The 15,553-nt window shown below is 68.0% G+C and carries 15 protein-coding genes; 8 read left to right on the top strand and 7 right to left on the bottom strand.

Features of this window, described 5'->3' with window-relative positions; translation table 11 throughout:
* Positions 1 to 32: 32 nt before the first annotated feature.
* Positions 33 to 1,367 (bottom strand): ammonium transporter, encoded by a 1,335-nt coding sequence (locus ATSB10_RS08720; RefSeq protein ID WP_063672172.1) that lies wholly within the window; start codon positions 1,365 to 1,367, stop codon positions 33 to 35.
* Complete coding sequence (locus ATSB10_RS08715; RefSeq protein WP_063672170.1) at positions 1,357 to 1,695, bottom strand: P-II family nitrogen regulator; 339 nt, start codon at positions 1,693 to 1,695, stop codon at positions 1,357 to 1,359. Before ATSB10_RS08715 ends, ATSB10_RS08720 begins: the two co-directional genes overlap by 11 nt.
* A 265-nt stretch (positions 1,696 to 1,960) precedes the next feature.
* Between ATSB10_RS08715 and ATSB10_RS08710 the strand changes: the two genes are divergently transcribed.
* The 7 genes from ATSB10_RS08710 to ATSB10_RS08680 all read left to right on the top strand — a co-directional run bounded on the left by ATSB10_RS08710 (position 1,961) and on the right by ATSB10_RS08680 (position 8,968).
* The gene (locus tag ATSB10_RS08710; protein WP_063672168.1) at positions 1,961 to 2,419 is read left to right on the top strand and encodes an SUF system Fe-S cluster assembly regulator; all 459 of its coding nucleotides are present in this window, start codon (positions 1,961 to 1,963) and stop codon (positions 2,417 to 2,419) included.
* Positions 2,416 to 3,882, top strand: a complete 1,467-nt coding sequence (gene sufB, locus ATSB10_RS08705) for a Fe-S cluster assembly protein SufB (RefSeq protein WP_063672166.1) — start codon at positions 2,416 to 2,418, stop codon at positions 3,880 to 3,882. The genes ATSB10_RS08710 and sufB overlap by 4 nt, the downstream gene beginning before the upstream one ends.
* Positions 3,879 to 4,367, top strand: coding sequence for a lysozyme inhibitor LprI family protein (locus tag ATSB10_RS08700; RefSeq protein WP_063672165.1), 489 nt, complete (start codon positions 3,879 to 3,881; stop codon positions 4,365 to 4,367). The genes sufB and ATSB10_RS08700 overlap by 4 nt, the downstream gene beginning before the upstream one ends.
* Positions 4,368 to 4,392: 25 nt before the next feature.
* Positions 4,393 to 5,154 carry a Fe-S cluster assembly ATPase SufC gene (sufC, locus tag ATSB10_RS08695; RefSeq protein ID WP_063672163.1) on the top strand — a complete coding sequence of 254 codons (762 nt, stop codon included), beginning with the start codon at positions 4,393 to 4,395 and terminating at the stop codon, positions 5,152 to 5,154.
* Entirely contained in the window at positions 5,151 to 6,458 is a 1,308-nt protein-coding gene (gene sufD / locus ATSB10_RS08690; RefSeq protein ID WP_063672161.1) for a Fe-S cluster assembly protein SufD, read from the top strand. The genes sufC and sufD overlap by 4 nt, the downstream gene beginning before the upstream one ends.
* A gap of 114 nt (positions 6,459 to 6,572) precedes the next feature.
* Complete coding sequence (locus ATSB10_RS08685) at positions 6,573 to 7,814, top strand: cysteine desulfurase (RefSeq protein ID WP_063672159.1); 1,242 nt, start codon at positions 6,573 to 6,575, stop codon at positions 7,812 to 7,814.
* A 263-nt stretch (positions 7,815 to 8,077) separates the two neighbouring features.
* Positions 8,078 to 8,968 carry an acyltransferase gene (locus tag ATSB10_RS08680; protein ID WP_063672157.1) on the top strand — a complete coding sequence of 297 codons (891 nt, stop codon included), beginning with the start codon at positions 8,078 to 8,080 and terminating at the stop codon, positions 8,966 to 8,968.
* A 46-nt stretch (positions 8,969 to 9,014) separates the two neighbouring features.
* Here ATSB10_RS08680 and ATSB10_RS08675 read toward each other — a convergent pair whose 3' ends face one another.
* From ATSB10_RS08675 to ATSB10_RS08660, 4 genes are all read right to left on the bottom strand, one after another.
* Entirely contained in the window at positions 9,015 to 9,629 is a 615-nt protein-coding gene (locus ATSB10_RS08675; RefSeq protein WP_236886534.1) for a hypothetical protein, read from the bottom strand.
* On the bottom strand, positions 9,626 to 10,528 hold the full coding sequence (locus tag ATSB10_RS08670) for an alpha/beta hydrolase (protein ID WP_083966153.1): 903 nt from the start codon (positions 10,526 to 10,528) through the stop codon (positions 9,626 to 9,628). The genes ATSB10_RS08675 and ATSB10_RS08670 overlap by 4 nt, the downstream gene beginning before the upstream one ends.
* Positions 10,529 to 10,715: 187 nt before the next feature.
* A complete protein-coding gene (locus tag ATSB10_RS08665) occupies positions 10,716 to 11,069 on the bottom strand; it encodes a DMP19 family protein (RefSeq protein ID WP_063672153.1) in 354 nt (117 codons plus the stop codon).
* A 703-nt stretch (positions 11,070 to 11,772) separates the two neighbouring features.
* The gene (locus tag ATSB10_RS08660; RefSeq protein WP_063672151.1) at positions 11,773 to 12,144 is read right to left on the bottom strand and encodes a YciI family protein; all 372 of its coding nucleotides are present in this window, start codon (positions 12,142 to 12,144) and stop codon (positions 11,773 to 11,775) included.
* Positions 12,145 to 12,468: 324 nt separating this feature from the next.
* Between ATSB10_RS08660 and ATSB10_RS08655 the strand changes: the two genes are divergently transcribed.
* Positions 12,469 to 14,283: an amidase gene (locus ATSB10_RS08655; RefSeq protein WP_063672149.1), complete on the top strand. Its 1,815-nt coding sequence runs from the start codon at positions 12,469 to 12,471 to the stop codon at positions 14,281 to 14,283.
* A 216-nt stretch (positions 14,284 to 14,499) separates the two neighbouring features.
* Here the strand turns inward: ATSB10_RS08655 and ATSB10_RS19700 are convergent, their stop codons facing one another.
* Positions 14,500 to 15,399: a serine hydrolase domain-containing protein gene (locus ATSB10_RS19700; RefSeq protein ID WP_236886533.1), complete on the bottom strand. Its 900-nt coding sequence runs from the start codon at positions 15,397 to 15,399 to the stop codon at positions 14,500 to 14,502.
* Positions 15,400 to 15,553: the final 154 nt, after the last annotated feature.

Here is a 15,553-nt window from a genome sequence, read left to right as displayed (position 1 = left end):
GGCGGCCGCCCGGCCGCCCAGCATCGGATCGATCAGAAGTTGTAACCCTTCTCTTCGTGCTGCGAGAGATCCAGGCCGATCTGCTCCTGCTCGGCATCCACGCGCAGGCCGATGGCGATGTCCAGGATCTTCAGGATCGCGTAGCTCAGCACCGCACTCCACACGATGGTGAAGCCCACGCCCTTGGCCTGGATCCACAGCTGGCCGCCCAGTGAAGTGACATTGCCGAAGCCGCCCAGCGTCGCCGCCGCCAGCGGGCCGGTGAGCAGGCCGCCGATGATGCCGGCAATGGCGTGCACGCCGAACACGTCCAGCGAGTCGTCGTAGCCCAGCTTGTTCTTCAGCTTGGTCGCGGTGAAGAAGCACACCGCGCCGGCGATCAGGCCCAGTACCAGCGCGCCGCCGGGGCCGCAGGTGCCCGAGGCCGGCGTCACCGCGACCAGCCCGGCCACCGCGCCGGACACCGCGCCGAGCACGCTGGGCCGCTTGTGCACGAGCCACTCCACCGCGGTCCAGCCGATCACCGCGCCGGCGGTGGCGATCTGGGTCACCAGCATGGCCATGCCAGCACTGCCGTTGGAGGCCACCGCCGAGCCGGCGTTGAAGCCGAACCAGCCCAACCACAGCAGGCTGGCGCCGATCACCGTGTAACCCAGGTTGTGCGGCGGCATCGGCGTAGTCGGGTAGCCCTTGCGCTTGCCGATCACCAGGCACGCCACCAGGCCGGCGATGCCGGCGTTGATGTGCACCACGGTGCCACCGGCGAAGTCCAGCACGCCGAGGTCGCCCAGCAGCGAGCCGGGGCCGCCCCACACCATGTGCGCCATCGGCAGGTAGACGAAGGTCAGCCACAGCCCGCTGAACCACAGCAGCGCGCTGAACTTCATGCGTTCGGCGAAGGCGCCGATGATCAGCGCCGGTGTGATGATCGCGAACGTGAGCTGGAACATCACGAACACGCTTTCCGGCACCGTGTTGTACAGCGAGTCGGGCTTGAGCCCGGCGAGCATGAAGCGGTCCAGCCCGCCGACGATGGAGTGCAGGTCGACCTGGCCGGCGTGCATGCCCTCGGTGCTGAACGCCAGCGAGTAGCCGTAGACCATCCACAGCACGGTCACCAGCGCGGTGATCGCGAAGCACTGCATCAACACCGACAGCAGGTTCTTGGCGCGCACCATGCCGCCGTAGAACAGCGCCAGGCCGGGAATCGTCATCAGCAGCACCAGCATGGAGGCGGTCAGCATCCAGGCGGTGTCGCCGCTGTCGAGCTTGGGCGTGGCGCCCTGCGCGAAGACGGGGAGGGCGAACAGCAGGCCGCCGAGGAACGCCGCCGGGCGGCGCAGGGCGAGCAGGCGGTCAGAGCGCATCGGCGTCGACCTCCTGCGTGCGGATGCGGATCACCTGCTCGAGGTCGAACACCATGATCTTGCCGTCGCCGACCTTGCCGGTGCGGGCGGCGGTGCCGATCGCCTCGATCGCGCGCTCGGCCTGGTCGTCGGCGACGGCGATCTCGATCTTCAGCTTGGGCAGGAAGTCCACCACGTACTCGGCGCCGCGGTAAAGCTCGGTGTGGCCGTGCTGGCGGCCGAAGCCCTTCACCTCGGTCACGGTCATCCCCTGCACGCCGGCCTCGGCCAGCGCCTCGCGCACTTCGTCGAGCTTGAACGGTTTGATGATGGCGGTAATCCACTTCATGACGTGCGCTTCCCCTCGCGACTGGTTCTGTTGCAGCACAGCAGATTGCGTGCCAGTGCTCGTCGTCCCACGGCCGATGCCGGGAAACGGCGCTTTCGCCTGGCATGAGCGGCCCTATGGGGGTGTGGTCGGGCTCGCTGCGCTCGGAAGCGGTGCGAAGCTTTGCCCGCACATGGTGCAATCGGGATTGCGACGACGTGTCCGGATTGACCGTTGCGGCCTTAATCCGTACCATTTTGGTCTGATTTGTCGGAATCCCCCCGTCATGCTCCGCGTCAGCCGCCTCACCGATTACGCCACCGTGGTGATGACCTGCATCGCCGCGCATCCCGACGACGTGCTCAGCACGGCGCAGATCGCCGACGAGGCGCATCTGGAGCTGCCGACGGTGAGCAAGCTGCTGAAGTCGCTCGGGCACGCCGGCCTGGTCGAGTCGTTCCGCGGCGTCAACGGCGGCTATCGCCTCGCGCGCCCGGCCGGCGAGATCAACCTGGGCGAGATCGTCGAGGCGATGGAAGGGCGCATCGGCATGACCGAGTGCGGCACCGACGGCCAGTGCGAGCGCGAGTCGCAGTGCGGCGTGCGCGGCAGCTGGCGGCGGATCAACCAGGTGCTCGACGACGCCCTGCGCGGCGTGAGCCTGGCCGACATGCTTCGACCGCCGGCCACGCCGGCGCTGGCGACCATCGCCATCAGCGAGATCAAGGGCAGGACCACCGCATGAGCAGCGAACACACCGAGACCACCGCGCCGGTGGAGAACGCCGAGGTCATCGAGGCGCTCGGCCGTCGCTACGCCGCCGGCTTCGTCACCGACATCGAGACCGACTACCTGCCGCCGGGCCTGAACGAGGACGTCGTGCGCGCGCTGTCCGCGCGCAAGGGCGAGCCGGAGTGGATGACCGAGTGGCGCCTGAAGGCCTACCGCCACTGGCTCACCATGCCGACGCCGGACTGGGCCAAGCTCAAGGTGCCGGCGGTGGACTACCAGGCGATCAGCTACTACGCCGCGCCGAAAAAGGCACCGAAGTCGCTGGACGAGGTCGACCCCAAACTGCTGGAAACCTACGAGAAGCTCGGCGTGCCGCTACACGAGCGCGCCAAGCTGGCCGGCGTGGCGGTGGACGCGGTGTTCGACTCGGTCTCGGTCGGCACCACCTTCCGCAAGGAACTGGCCGAGGCCGGCGTGATCTTCTGCTCGATCAGCGAGGCGATCCGCGAGCATCCCGAGCTGGTGCAGCAGTACCTCGGCTCCGTGGTGCCGGTGGGCGACAACTACTTCGCCGCCCTCAACTCGGCGGTGTTCTCCGACGGCTCGTTCGTGTTCGTGCCCAAGGGCGTGCGCTGCCCGATGGAGCTCAGCACGTACTTCCGCATCAACGCGATGAACACCGGGCAGTTCGAGCGCACGCTGATCATCTGCGAGGACGACGCCCACGTCTCCTACCTGGAAGGCTGCACCGCGCCGCAGCGCGACGAGAACCAGCTGCACGCCGCGGTGGTGGAGCTGGTCGCGCTGGAGCGCGCCACCATCAAGTACTCCACCGTGCAGAACTGGTACCCCGGCGACGAGAACGGCGTCGGCGGCATCTACAACTTCGTCACCAAGCGCGGCGACTGCCGTGGCCACGACTCCAAGATCAGCTGGACCCAGGTCGAAACCGGCTCGGCGATCACCTGGAAATACCCCAGCTGCTTGCTGCGTGGCGACCGCGCGGTCGGCGAGTTCTACTCCGTCGCGCTGACCCATCACCACCAGCAGGCCGACACCGGCACCAAGATGATCCACCTCGGCCGCGACACCAAGTCGAAGATCGTCTCCAAGGGCATCTCCGCCGGCCGAAGCTCCAACAGCTACCGCGGCCTGGTGAAGGTGGAGAAGGGCGCCGAGAACGCGCGCAACTACACCCAGTGCGACAGCCTCTTGATCGGCAAGCAGTGCGGCGCGCACACCTTCCCCTACATGGAAGTGAAGAACCCGACCGCCATCGTCGAGCACGAGGCGACGACGTCGAAGATCTCCGACGACCAGTTGTTCTACTGCCGCAGCCGCGGCATCGGCGAGGAAGACGCCGTGTCGATGATCGTCGACGGCTTCTGCAAGCAGGTCTTCCGCGAGCTGCCGATGGAATTCGCGGTGGAGGCGAAGAAACTGCTGGAGGTGTCGCTGGAAGGAGCGGTCGGATGAGGTATGTCGCACTTGCCGCGCTGCTCGTCCTTGCCGGCCTGCTGTGCGCCCCGGTTCACGCCGACCAGCCGCCGGCCGATGGCGCAGTGGTGGCGCAGTTCTGCGCCAAGGCCACCACCCAGTACGACATGACCCGGTGCGCCGGCCAGGTCAGTGGGACCGCCGACAAGGAGCTCAACGCGACCTACCGGGCCGTGCTCAAGAAGTGGGCCGCGTATCCGGAGATGATCGCGAAGCTGCGCAAGGCACAGCGGGCCTGGCTGAGCTATCGCGATGCGGACCTCGCCGCCCGCTTCGCCAATTCCCAAGGCCCCGATCGCGGCACCGCCTATCCGGCGGCCTACGCGCTCTACCAGGCCAGTCTCGAACGCGAACGAACCGCCCGTCTGTGCGACTACCTGCGCGGCGACGCCTACGGCGAACAGGACAGCGCGCCCTGCGCCGACCTGGTCAGCCACCCGTTCGTCGTCCCCCATACGCCCTGACGCCATTACTGCGAAAACCCAAGCCATGCTGATCATCGAAAACCTCCACGCCCGCGTCGAAGGCAAGGAAATCCTCAAGGGCCTCAGCCTCACCGTGAAGCCGGGCGAGGTGCACGCCATCATGGGCCCGAACGGCGCCGGCAAGTCCACCCTGGGCAACGTGCTGTCCGGGCGCGAGGGCTACGAGGTCACCGCAGGCTCGGTCAGCTTCAACGGTGTCGACCTGCTGGCGATGGAGCCGGAAGCGCGCGCCGCCGCCGGCGTGTTCCTGGCGTTCCAGTACCCGGTGGAAATCCCCGGCGTGAACAACACCTACTTCCTGCGCACCGCGCTCAACGCGCAGCGCAAGGCGCGCGGCGAGAAGGAACTGGATTCCATGGCCTTCCTCAAGCTCGTGCGCGAGAAGCTCAAGGACATGCAGATCTCCGACGAGCTGCTGCATCGCGCCGTCAACGAGGGCTTCTCCGGCGGCGAGAAGAAGCGCAACGAGATCTTCCAAATGGCGGTGCTGGAGCCGAAGCTGGCGATCCTCGACGAGACCGACTCGGGGCTGGACATCGACGCGCTCAAGCAGGTCGCCGCCGGCGTCAACGCGCAGCGCTCGCCCGAGCGCGCGGTGCTGATGATCACCCACTACCAGCGCCTGCTCGACTACATCCAGCCGGACTTCGTGCACGTGCTGGCCGACGGCCGCATCGTGGAGAGCGGCGACAAGAGTCTGGCGCTCAAGCTCGAGGCGCAGGGCTACGCCTGGCTGCGCGACGAACCGGCCGGAGCCTCGGCATGAGCCAGGCCGCGGCCCTCGTTCCGTTCGTCGAGGCGCAGCGCGAGGCGGCGCTGCCGGTCAGCGGCATCGCCTGGCTGGACGCGGCGCGCCGCGAGAACCTCGACGCCTTCCTCGCCGCCGGCCTGCCGGACACGCGCGTGGAAGCATTCAAGTACACCGCGCTGCGCGCGCTGGGCCAGCGCCGCTACGCCATCGGCGATGCGGCGGCCGCCACGCGGGCGATCGATGCAGCGGCACTGGCGCTGCCGGGTGTCGACGGCCCGCGCCTGGTGTTCGTCAACGGCGCGCTGCGCGCCGATCTCTCCGCGTTGGACGCGTTGCCGGCCGGCCTGAGCCTGCAGCTGCTGTCGCAGGCGTTGGCCACCGACGCCGAGCCATTGCGCTTCGCGCTGGCGCGCGCCTACCGCGAGGCCGGCGACGCGTTCGCCCAGCTCAACGCGGCCTTCGCCGCCGAGGGCGTGGTGCTGCGCGTGGCGCCGGGCGCGCGGATCGAGGTGCCGGTGCACCTGTGCCTCGTCGGCGCGGCGTCCGAAGGCGACGCGATGTGGCACCTGCGCCAGGTGATCGAGCTGGGCGAGGGCGCTTCGCTCATCCTCGTCGAGCATCACCTGGGCCACGGCGAGCATGCCCACCTGGGCACCGCGGTCACCGATATCTCGCTGGGCGAGCGGGCGCGGCTGCAGCACGTGATCCTGCAGTCGGCCGCCGAGGGCAGCGTGCTGGTGCGTCGCACCGGCATGCAGCTGCGCGCCGGTGCGCATGCCACCCTGCACGCGCTGGAGCTGGGCGGTGCGCTGAGCCGCCACGAACTGCAGGCCGACGTGACCGGCGATGGCGCGCGGCTGGAAACGCGCGGCGCCTTCGTGCTGCATGGTCGCCAGCATGCGGACACGCAGATGCTGGTGCGCCATACCGCGCGCAACTCCTCGTCCGAGGCCCTGTGGCGCGGCGTCGCCGACGGCCGCGCGCGCGGCGTGTTCCGTGGCGCGATCTACGTGGCGCCGGGTGCCGACGGCACCGACGCCAGCCTCAGCAACAAGAACCTGCTGCTGTCCGCCAACGCCGAGATCGACACCAAGCCCGAGCTGGAGATCCACGCCGATGAGGTGAAGGCTGCGCACGGCGCCACCGTCGGCCAGCTCGATCCGCGCGCGCTGTTCTACCTGCGCTCGCGCGGCATTCCCGAGGCGCAGGCGCGCGCCATGCTCACCGCCGCGTTCTGCCGCGCCGTGCTGGACGACCTGCCGAACGAGGCGCTGCGCGAGCATCTCGCCAGCCTGCTGGAGGCGAGGCTTCCCGCGTAATGCGAAAGAACCCGTAGGAGCGCACCCTGTGCGCGACCGCTTCTGGTGTTCCAAGCAAAGGGCGTTCGCGCACAGGGTGCGCTCCTACAGGGCGGCCATGACAGGATTTTGGAGATGAACATGCAAACCAGCGCGGCCGCTCTCGACGTCCAGCGCATCCGCGCCGATTTCCCGCTGCTGTCGCGCTCGGTGCACGGCAAGTCGCTGGTGTACTTCGACAACGCCAACACCAGCCAGAAGCCGGCGGCGGTGATCGAGGCGGTGGACCGCTACTACCGCGAATACAACGCCAACGTCTCGCGCGCCGTGCACTTCCTCGGCGAGGAGGCGACCAGCGCCTACGAAGGCGCGCGCGACAAGCTCGCCGCCTTCATCAATGCCACGTCGCGCAATGAGCTGGTGCTCACCTCCGGCACCACCCAGGCCACCAACCTGGTCGCCTACAGCTTCGCGCTGCCGCGCCTGCAACCGGGCGACGCGATCCTCACCACGGTGATGGAGCACCACGCCAACATCGTGCCGTGGCAGCTGGTGGCCCAACGCGCCGGCGCCACCGTGAAGGCCGCGCCGATCAACGAGCGCGGCGAGCTGATCGTCGAGCGCTTCGTCGAGCTGCTCACGCCGGAGGTGAAGCTGGCCTGCGTCACCCACGTCTCCAACGTGCTCGGCACGGTGAACCCCATCCGCGAGATCGCCCGCGAGTGCCGCAAGCGCGGCATCCCGCTGCTGGTCGACGGCTCGCAGGCGGTGCCGCATCGCCCGGTCGACGTGCAGGCGCTGGGCTGCGATTTCTACGCGCTCACCGGCCACAAGATGCTCTCGCCCACCGGCACCGGTGCACTGTGGGCGAAGAAGGAACACCTGGCCGCGATGCCGCCGTTCTTCGGCGGCGGCGAGATGATCCGCGAGGTGCGCTTCGACGGCACCACCTTCGCCGAGCCGCCGCACAAGTTCGAGGCCGGCACGCCGAACATCGCCGGCTTCGTCGGCCTCAGTGCGGCGATCGACTATTACCAGTCGCTCGGTTTCGAGGCGATCCACGCCCACGAGCAACAGCTGCTGGCCTACGCCACCGAGCGCCTGCGCGAGGTGCCCGGCGTGCGCATCTTCGGCGAGGCGGCGGAGAAGGAGCCGGTGATCTCGTTCCTGGTCGACGGCGCCCAGGCAACGGATCTGGCCACCCTGCTCGACCTGCAGGGCGTGGCCGTGCGCTCGGGCCACCACTGCGCCCACCCGCTGATGCAGTTCTTCGGCGTCCCCGCCACGCTGCGCGCCTCGCTGGCGTTCTACAACACGCGCGAGGAAGTGGATGCGTTCATCGAGGCGCTGGGGAAGGTGCGCAAGCTTTTGATGTGAGGGGGCTGGGGTTCGGCGTCCGCTTCGCCGGATGCTCCGGGTTCTCTCGAGCTCCATGGCCCTCACCGTCATCCCAGCTTCCGCTGGGATGACGAGCGTGGGGCTTTCGGCATTAATCGTGGAGTCCGGGATTCAAGTGCCGAGGCCGCTTGAGACGGTAGCGCCGGGTGTAACCACGCCAACCCCGCCCCGCCACCTGACCCCAATCAAACCACCCACCCGCCGCCGCGCTACGCTGTCACCCATTCCACGACGGTCACCCTATGCTCGCCTCGCTCCCCGCCTTCCTGCGCATCCCGCTCGCCATCGCCCTGCTGATCGTCAACACGATCGTCCACGTGCTGCCGTTGTTCGCGCTCACCTTCGTCAAGCTGCTGCTGCCGATCCATGCCGCGCGCGTGGCGATGTCGCGGGTGCTGGTGGCGCTCGCCGAGAGCTGGATCGGCGTCAACAGCGCGCTGTTCGACCTGTTCACCCGCACCCGCTGGCAGGTGGAGGGGCTGGAAGGCCTCAAGCGCGACGGCAACTACCTGGTGCTGTGCAACCACCAGAGCTGGGTCGACATCCCGGTGCTGCAGAAGGTGTTCAACCGCCGCATCCCGTTCCTGCGATTCTTCCTCAAGAGCCAGCTGATCTGGGTGCCGCTGCTCGGGCCGGCCTGGTGGGCGCTGGATTTCCCCTTCATGAAGCGCCACTCGCGCGAGGAACTGGCCCGGCATCCCGAGCTGGCCGGCAAGGACCGCGAGACCACCCGCAAGGCGTGCGAGAAATTCCGCCACATGCCGGTGTCGGTGATGAACTTCGTCGAGGGCACGCGCTTCACCCGCGCCAAGCACGACGCCCAGGGCGCGCCGTACGCTCACCTGCTGCGGCCCAAGGCCGGCGGCGTCGCCTTCGTGCTGGATGCGATGGGTGAGGGCCTGCACGCCATCGTCGATGTCACCATCGTCTACGCCCACGGCGCCGGCTCGATGATGGACCTCATCGCCGGCCGCGTGCGCGACATCCGCGTGCATATCCGCCAGCGTGTCATCGACCCGGCCCTGCGCGGCGACTACGAGAACGACGCCGCCTTCCGCGAGCGCTTCCAGGCGTGGATCAACACGCTGTGGGCGGAGAAGGATGCGGATGTGGGGCGGCTGCTCGAGGGCTGAGGCGAACCGCCCATCCAACTGGGCCGGGTCGCTACCTGTTCCCCGATCAGGACCGTGGCCGAGGCTTCTTGGGTGGAGGCCCCGGCTCGACGAAAGCAACGCCCATAAGGGCTGCCTCCGCGACGATCTTCTCCAGGGCCGCCTTGCCTGCATCGTTGACATAGAGGGACGCGGCCGCCGTCAGCGGATCCTTGAACACGGCGGGTTCGACCGGTACTGCATGCTCGAAGAATGCTTCCTTCACGATGGATCCACTGGGTCGCTTGGTTGACCGGCTCTCATCGATGCAGGGAATCAGGTTCGTCACGTTGTAGAACCAGCGCGTTTCTTCACCGCAGTCCATGGCCAGGAACTGGCCGAAAGCGGACAGGAAGGGTCCCATCGCCGCCTTGGCCTTGTCGCTCATGGCCAGTGCGCCCGGCGTCAGCGCGCTGACATCGGCCAACGGCTTGGGTTTCCTCTTCCCGGGCTCGACAAACACCTCGACCTTGGGGCGGCTTGGCCAGGCAAGCGGAGTCCCGGACGTGTCGAACATCCCGGATGCGACTTCCTCGTTACTGGCAAAGACCAGCGGCGCGTAGTCATTGACCGCGTCGCTCTTGAGTTCCCAGACCCTCGTCATCGCCGCTTCGTTGTTCGATGTCGTCACGGCCGCTTTCATCCCTGGTTTCTCGTCGCGTGCTTGCCATCATGCCGCAACCAGAATTGCAGGAACGCGAGGATGTGCGCGCGGTATGCCGGCCCCGCATAGCGGTCCAGGTCCATGTGCCGGGCGCCGGGGACCACCCATAGCTGCTTGGGGCTGGCCGCGGCGCGGTACATCGCCAGCGATTCGTCGAGGGTGGTGCGCCGATCGGCGGAACCGGCAACAAGCAGCTTGGGCACGCCCAGCTTGCGGACGTGATCGATGGGGCGCATCTGTTGCATGGACAGGCCGAGATGCGGCTTCACCGTCATCGCCAGCAGCGGCTCAAGCCATGCGCCTATCACGCCGCCATACAAGCGCATACGGTCGTCGAGTGCCTGCGCCAGGGTGGGGTAAACCTGTTCCAGCACCATCGCGTCGACCTGCAGCCGCGGCTGCGCCAGCAGGGCGGCGGCTCCACCCATCGAGGTGCCAATGAGGCCGATCGGTTGCCCGGGCGCCAGCTTCCTCAGCTCCGCGACGGCTGCCTGCGCGTCGCGCGCTTCCAGGTAGCCGAAGGTGATCGCCCGGCCCGGACTTTCACCCGAGGCCTGGAAGTCGATCAGCAACACCGAATAGCCCGCCTGGTGCAGGAAGCGCGCACGGTCCAGCATGCTCAGGCGATTGGCGCGCACGCCATGGAGCAGCAGCACCGCACCGATGCCCCGGCCGGGAACGAACCAGCCGTGGATCATCGAGCCGGAGTCGCTGCCGAATACCACCGGGCGTGCGGGGAGATCGCTTGGCGGTGGTCCGATCCCCGCAGGGACGGGATGGATAAGCAGATCGCCAGCGAACCAGATCGCGGCACCAGCCAGCAACATGCAGAGTGCCGATCCGACTACCAGCCGGCGCATCCAGCGAAAGGTCTTCACGTTCTATGTCCCAAGCCGCCATATCCGCGCGCAACGCTCGCTGGCGAGAAGGGCTTTTGCGTGGCCACCATCGGGCTTGGCGGTAGCGGTCAAAGACGGGCTGCTTAATTTCCTCCGCCGCATTCTTGGGGGCACCGATGCCTGGCGGTTTCGCGTTGCCGGATTTTGGCTTAAACGATGGTCGCGATCATGCTGGAGCAAAAGCCGAAGGGCAGGCCGTGAGCTTTAACCGGAAGGCAAGCTCGATGGCGCCGTCGTCCGGGATCGCCGCTTCGTACATGCGGTCCAGCCGATCCTCGCATTCTTCCGAATCGTCCCAGGCCTGCGCGAGCACCTCTGCGGCCCGCGGCAGTCCGAAGTAGCGAAAGCCTACGATGGCCTCGGAGAGCTCTTCGACACTGAGCGATTCCAGTGCGTGAACGACACCCCCGCTCATGACCCGGCCGTGGGCTTGCAGCAGCGCGGCCAGCGCCCGGTCTCCTTCGGCCGGTGAGGGGCCGCCGAAGTCCAGGCAGGCGCGGTTCCAGATGATGTCTTGCATGGTCACGGTCCTTGCAGCGGGTTTACCAGCGATGTTCGTTGTATGGACGATCCCGACCATCACGCGGCATGCCCAACCGGTTCCCTGCTCGGCGATGCAGTAGAAGATAGAAAAGACCACAGATCATGCCGGCCATGCCACCGGGGGCCGACCCCAGCGCCACGACCGACGATAGAGGGAGCGGGCTGTGGGGCATGATGACAAGCGGCACGGTTCCCGCCGCAGCCCCCGCCAGTCCGCATACGCCACTCCCGGGCCAGACCCCGAGGCGGTCACGGATCAGCCAGGCCACGGCGCCAGTAGCCGACGCAGGCGGAGCACCGAGGGTGAAGACAGGCGCGATCAAGGCCATGCCCTGAATTGTCGGAAGTGTGCCCGTCGATACGACATTCAAGCCGGCTCCCACCAACCAGATGCAAAGCGGCCCACCGAGAGCGAACAAGGCAACGGCCTTCAGAAGGCTCGTGAATCCGGCCAGAAAGGGCTTTGGGGCGTGTTCTTCGGGCATGGTCAAAGAGTCGCCTGGTCATGTCGTATCGTCCACCCCGCGACTTCCGGGGGCGTGGGATGACAACGCGGGCCGTCGATGCGCCCTCGGCAAGATACCGGGGTGAGGCCATCGTCCCCGGGACAGTCCATCCGGTCGCTTCCCGAGCTCATGCCGTCAGGGCGGACAAAAAGCCTGCGTATGGGGTGATGGCCCTCACGGCACCAGATAGAAATCCAACGGAATCAACTCGACCGCCCAATCGCCTTCCTCGCCTATCTGCGCGGCCGGGTGCATTGCGGCGATGCGCAGCGCTTCCTCCTGGCTGTCCGCCTCGATGATGAACAGGCCGCCGACCACTTCCTTCGATTCGATGTAGGGGCCGTCGGTGATCTGCGTCTTGCCGGCTCGCGGGCGCAGCGTGCGCCAGTGCTCCAGGTCGCCCAGCGAGGCGGAGACCAGCACCTTGCCGGTGGCGCGCATCTTCTCGTCCAGCGCCGGGCACTGGCTGACGATGGCTTTAACGGCGTCGGGCGACAGGGCGGCGAATTTTTCGGGGGTGAAGTAGGCCAGGCCGAGGTATTTCATGGGAGATCCTTTTGGGGTGGTCTGCACGTACGACGAACCGGAGGATCGGACATCGACACCGATCCGCGAGGGTGTTGTAGCGGATTGCGGTTTGCGCGTCCGTTCCCCCCCGCGGGCCGCTGGCCGGCTGCGACCATCCCGATGCCGCGTGAACCGGTCGCAAGGAACTGCTGCGACCGGCCACTTCACCTTAGTCGGGTTGTGCGCACGCCGGGGGCTCGTTCACAGTGGGGTGTCGTTCCGAAACGTTCGGAACGCGGGGCCCAGGCCCTCACCGGATTCGTCAGCAACGCGCTCCCGCTCGGGGCGCATCGGGGGAGAACCATGAAGACGCGTCGCGATTTCCTGACCCAGGCACCGCTGGGCCTGCTCGGTGCCGTGGTGGCCGGTGGTGCCATCGCCCAGACCGGCGAGAACCCGCCGGCCACGCCGACGACCCCGCCGCCCGGTTCGCCGGGGGCGTTCAACACGGCGCCGCCGGTGGGGCCGAAGCTGAGCACGGCGACCTTCGCCGAGGCGGAAAAGCTGATGCAGGTGACGATGACCGAGCCGCAGCGCGCCATGGCGGTGGCCAACTGGCCGACCTCGCTCGCCGGCCTGCTGGAGCGTCGCACCGGCCCGCGCAAGGTGGCGCTGGAAGAAGGGCTGGCGCCGGCTACCACGTGGTTCCCGGCGATGGGGCGCGCCCATGTCGGTCCCGCGCACGACCGCTTCATGCCGTCGAAAGTGGCCGTGACCCCGCTGCCGGCCAAGGACGAGGACATCGCCTTCGCCTCGGTCGCCCAGCTCGGCGCGTGGATCCGCACGCGCAAGCTCACGTCCACGCGCTTGACCAAGATCTACCTCGATCGCCTGAAGCGCTTCGACCCGCAGCTGCGCTGCGTGATCACGCTGTGCGAGGAGCACGCGCTGAAGCAGGCCGCGCAGGCGGACAGGGAGATCGCCGCCGGCAAGTACCGCGGCCCGCTGCACGGCATCCCGTGGGGTGCGAAGGACCTGCTCGACACCGCCGGCATCGCCACCACCTACGGCGCCGAGCCGTTCAAGCATCGCGTGCCGAAGGACGACGGCGCGGTCACCCGCAAACTCAACGAAGCCGGTGCGGTGCTGGTGGCCAAGCTCAGCCTGGGCGCGCTGGCGCTCAACGACATCTGGTTCGGCGGCCAGACCATGAACCCGTGGTTGCCGCAGGAGGGCTCCTCCGGCTCCAGCGCCGGCCCGGCCTCGGCCACGGCGGCCGGCCTGGTGGCGTTCGCCATCGGCAGCGAGACCCAGGGCAGCATCATCAGCCCCTGCATGCGCTGCGGCACCACCGGCTTGCGCCCCACCTACGGCCGCGTGCCGCGCACCGGCGCGATGACGCTGTGCTGGACGATGGACAAGCTCGGTCCGATCACCCGCTCGGTGGAAGACACCATGCTGGTGCTGCACGCCATCCACGGCACCGACCCGGGCGACAGCGCCAGCGTGGCGGCGCACTTCGACTACGACGCGGGCGCCCCGATCAAGGGCCTGAAGGTGGGCTACTTGCCCGGCTGGCTGAAGGAAGCGCCGGCCACCGATCTGGATCGCGCAGCGCTCGAGCAGCTGCGCTCGCTCGGCCTGGTGCCGACCGAGGTGTCGCTGCCCGACTGGCCGTACGATGACCTCAACCTGCTGCTGTTCGCCGAGGCCGCCGCCGCGTTCGAAGAGCTGACGCTCTCCGGCGAGGCCGACACGATGCGCGAGCAGACCCCGGACGCATGGCCGAACCTGTTCCGCGAATCGCGCTTCCTCTCCGCCGTGGACTTCGTCCAGGCCGATCGCCTGCGCCGCCGGGTGGCCAGGGAGATGGAGCGGGTGATGGGCGAGGTGGACCTGCTGCTGGTGCCTTCGCTGCGCGACGAGATGATGGTGATCTCCAACATGACCGGCCAGCCCTCACTGACCCTGCGCACCGGTTTCGTCGAGGTGAGCCAGGTGCGCAGCGACTGGGCGCCCAACCCGGCCCACCCGCAACCCATGCTGGCCAAGCCGCACCGCGTCCCCTACGGCGTCACCCTGGTCGGCCGCCTGTTCGAGGAAGGCACGCTCGGCCGCGTCGGCCGCGCGCTGGAGGCGAAGGTCGCGGTGGCGGGAGAGCGGCCGCCGGGGTTCTGAGCGCAGGCCCTGTGCCGATCAGAGCCATCGCCTCCGAGTCGGGGCGATGGCTCCCAGCTTCGTCATCCCGGCGAAAGCCGTGGGCGCACTAAAAAGGCGAATGCCGGTCATCCAGCGTCTTTGCTTTCCATCGCGCAAAAGTCAGCGCACGACCGGCGCTCCCGATCGAGGCGCGCTTAGAACTCTCGCTTGCTTGACCGAAGTGTCGAGATTCCCTCAAGGAGCCGGAGGCGTGTTGCCGGTCGCGGCGATCACGTCGCTGACCAGGCGCGCCAGTCCCGGCATGTCGTAGTTGGGTGGGTCGATCGTGCTGCCCAGGCGGGCGATCACCAGGTGCTGCGAGGGCACCACCACGATGCGCTGGCCGTTGAGTCCCGAAGCGTAGAACGTATCGGCAGGCATACCGTGACGGACGCGCCATCGCGCATTGGCGGTGTCGCTGGCGTTGATCCAGAACCCCGCCGCGTAGTCGCTGTCCAGCGTGCGCCGGGTCGAGTAGGCCACCCAGCCTGGGGGCAGGATGCGCTTGTCGCCCACCTTGCCGTCATCGAGGTAGAGCTGGCCGAAACGTGCCCAGTCGCGCGCGGAGGCGTAGATGCGGGTCGAACCGATCGGCGTGCCGGCCGCATCGAATTCGATCACCACGTGGCGCATGCCGACCGGCTTGAACAGTTCATCCCGGGCGAAGCGGAGCACGTCCTGGGCCTTGCCACCAACGGCGTCGCGGATGATGGCGGAAGCGATCAGCGTGTTGCCGCTGGTGTACTCCCACACCTCTCCGGGCTTGTGCCTGAGCCTCGCCCGTTCGGCGAAGCCGGCCATGTCACGTTCCAGGAACAACATGCGCGAGACGGGATCGAACCCGGTGTCGCTCTCGGTCAGATCGAGTCCACTGGTCATGCGGAGCAACTGGTCGAGCGTGATGGCGTGGCGCGGATCGTCGGCGTGATCCCACGCGGCCACCGGTGCCCGGTGCTCGACATCCAGGCGATGCTGGCGGACGAGAATGCCGACCAGGGCATTGGTGACCGACTTGCTCACCGAAAAGCCGAGCAACGGCGTGTCCACGCCCACGTCATTGGCGTAGCGCTCGGCGATGATTCGGCCATCACGCATGATCACGATCGCGTGGATGCGCCGGAAGGGCGGCCTGGAGGGTTCCGCGAACGCGCGCGCAAGCGCCGCCTGCAGGGCAGGGGAGCCGGGTTCGATCGCTGGTTCCGGTGATGCTTCCGTCGGGCGCTGGAGCGGCGGACGGTGCTCCGGCAGG

It is taken from the genome of Dyella thiooxydans (genome assembly GCF_001641285.1).
GTDB lineage: Bacteria > Pseudomonadota > Gammaproteobacteria > Xanthomonadales > Rhodanobacteraceae > Dyella_A > Dyella_A thiooxydans.
Note: the sequence above shows the minus strand (reverse complement) of the source record. Positions and strands in the feature narration are given on the sequence as shown.

Coding starts and splice junctions, on each gene's coding strand:
- ATSB10_RS08660 (WP_063672151.1), bottom strand. CDS start 12,144: ATGAAATACCTCGGCCTGGCCTACTTCACCCCCGAAAAATTCGCCGCC.
- ATSB10_RS08680 (WP_063672157.1), top strand. CDS start 8,078: ATGCTCGCCTCGCTCCCCGCCTTCCTGCGCATCCCGCTCGCCATCGCC.
- sufB (WP_063672166.1), top strand. CDS start 2,416: ATGAGCAGCGAACACACCGAGACCACCGCGCCGGTGGAGAACGCCGAG.
- ATSB10_RS08700 (WP_063672165.1), top strand. CDS start 3,879: ATGAGGTATGTCGCACTTGCCGCGCTGCTCGTCCTTGCCGGCCTGCTG.
- ATSB10_RS08655 (WP_063672149.1), top strand. CDS start 12,469: ATGAAGACGCGTCGCGATTTCCTGACCCAGGCACCGCTGGGCCTGCTC.
- sufD (WP_063672161.1), top strand. CDS start 5,151: ATGAGCCAGGCCGCGGCCCTCGTTCCGTTCGTCGAGGCGCAGCGCGAG.
- ATSB10_RS08675 (WP_236886534.1), bottom strand. CDS start 9,629: ATGAAAGCGGCCGTGACGACATCGAACAACGAAGCGGCGATGACGAGG.
- ATSB10_RS08685 (WP_063672159.1), top strand. CDS start 6,573: ATGAACATGCAAACCAGCGCGGCCGCTCTCGACGTCCAGCGCATCCGC.
- ATSB10_RS08665 (WP_063672153.1), bottom strand. CDS start 11,069: ATGCAAGACATCATCTGGAACCGCGCCTGCCTGGACTTCGGCGGCCCC.
- ATSB10_RS08720 (WP_063672172.1), bottom strand. CDS start 1,367: ATGCGCTCTGACCGCCTGCTCGCCCTGCGCCGCCCGGCGGCGTTCCTC.
- ATSB10_RS19700 (WP_236886533.1), bottom strand. CDS start 15,399: ATGCGTGATGGCCGAATCATCGCCGAGCGCTACGCCAATGACGTGGGC.
- sufC (WP_063672163.1), top strand. CDS start 4,393: ATGCTGATCATCGAAAACCTCCACGCCCGCGTCGAAGGCAAGGAAATC.
- ATSB10_RS08710 (WP_063672168.1), top strand. CDS start 1,961: ATGCTCCGCGTCAGCCGCCTCACCGATTACGCCACCGTGGTGATGACC.
- ATSB10_RS08715 (WP_063672170.1), bottom strand. CDS start 1,695: ATGAAGTGGATTACCGCCATCATCAAACCGTTCAAGCTCGACGAAGTG.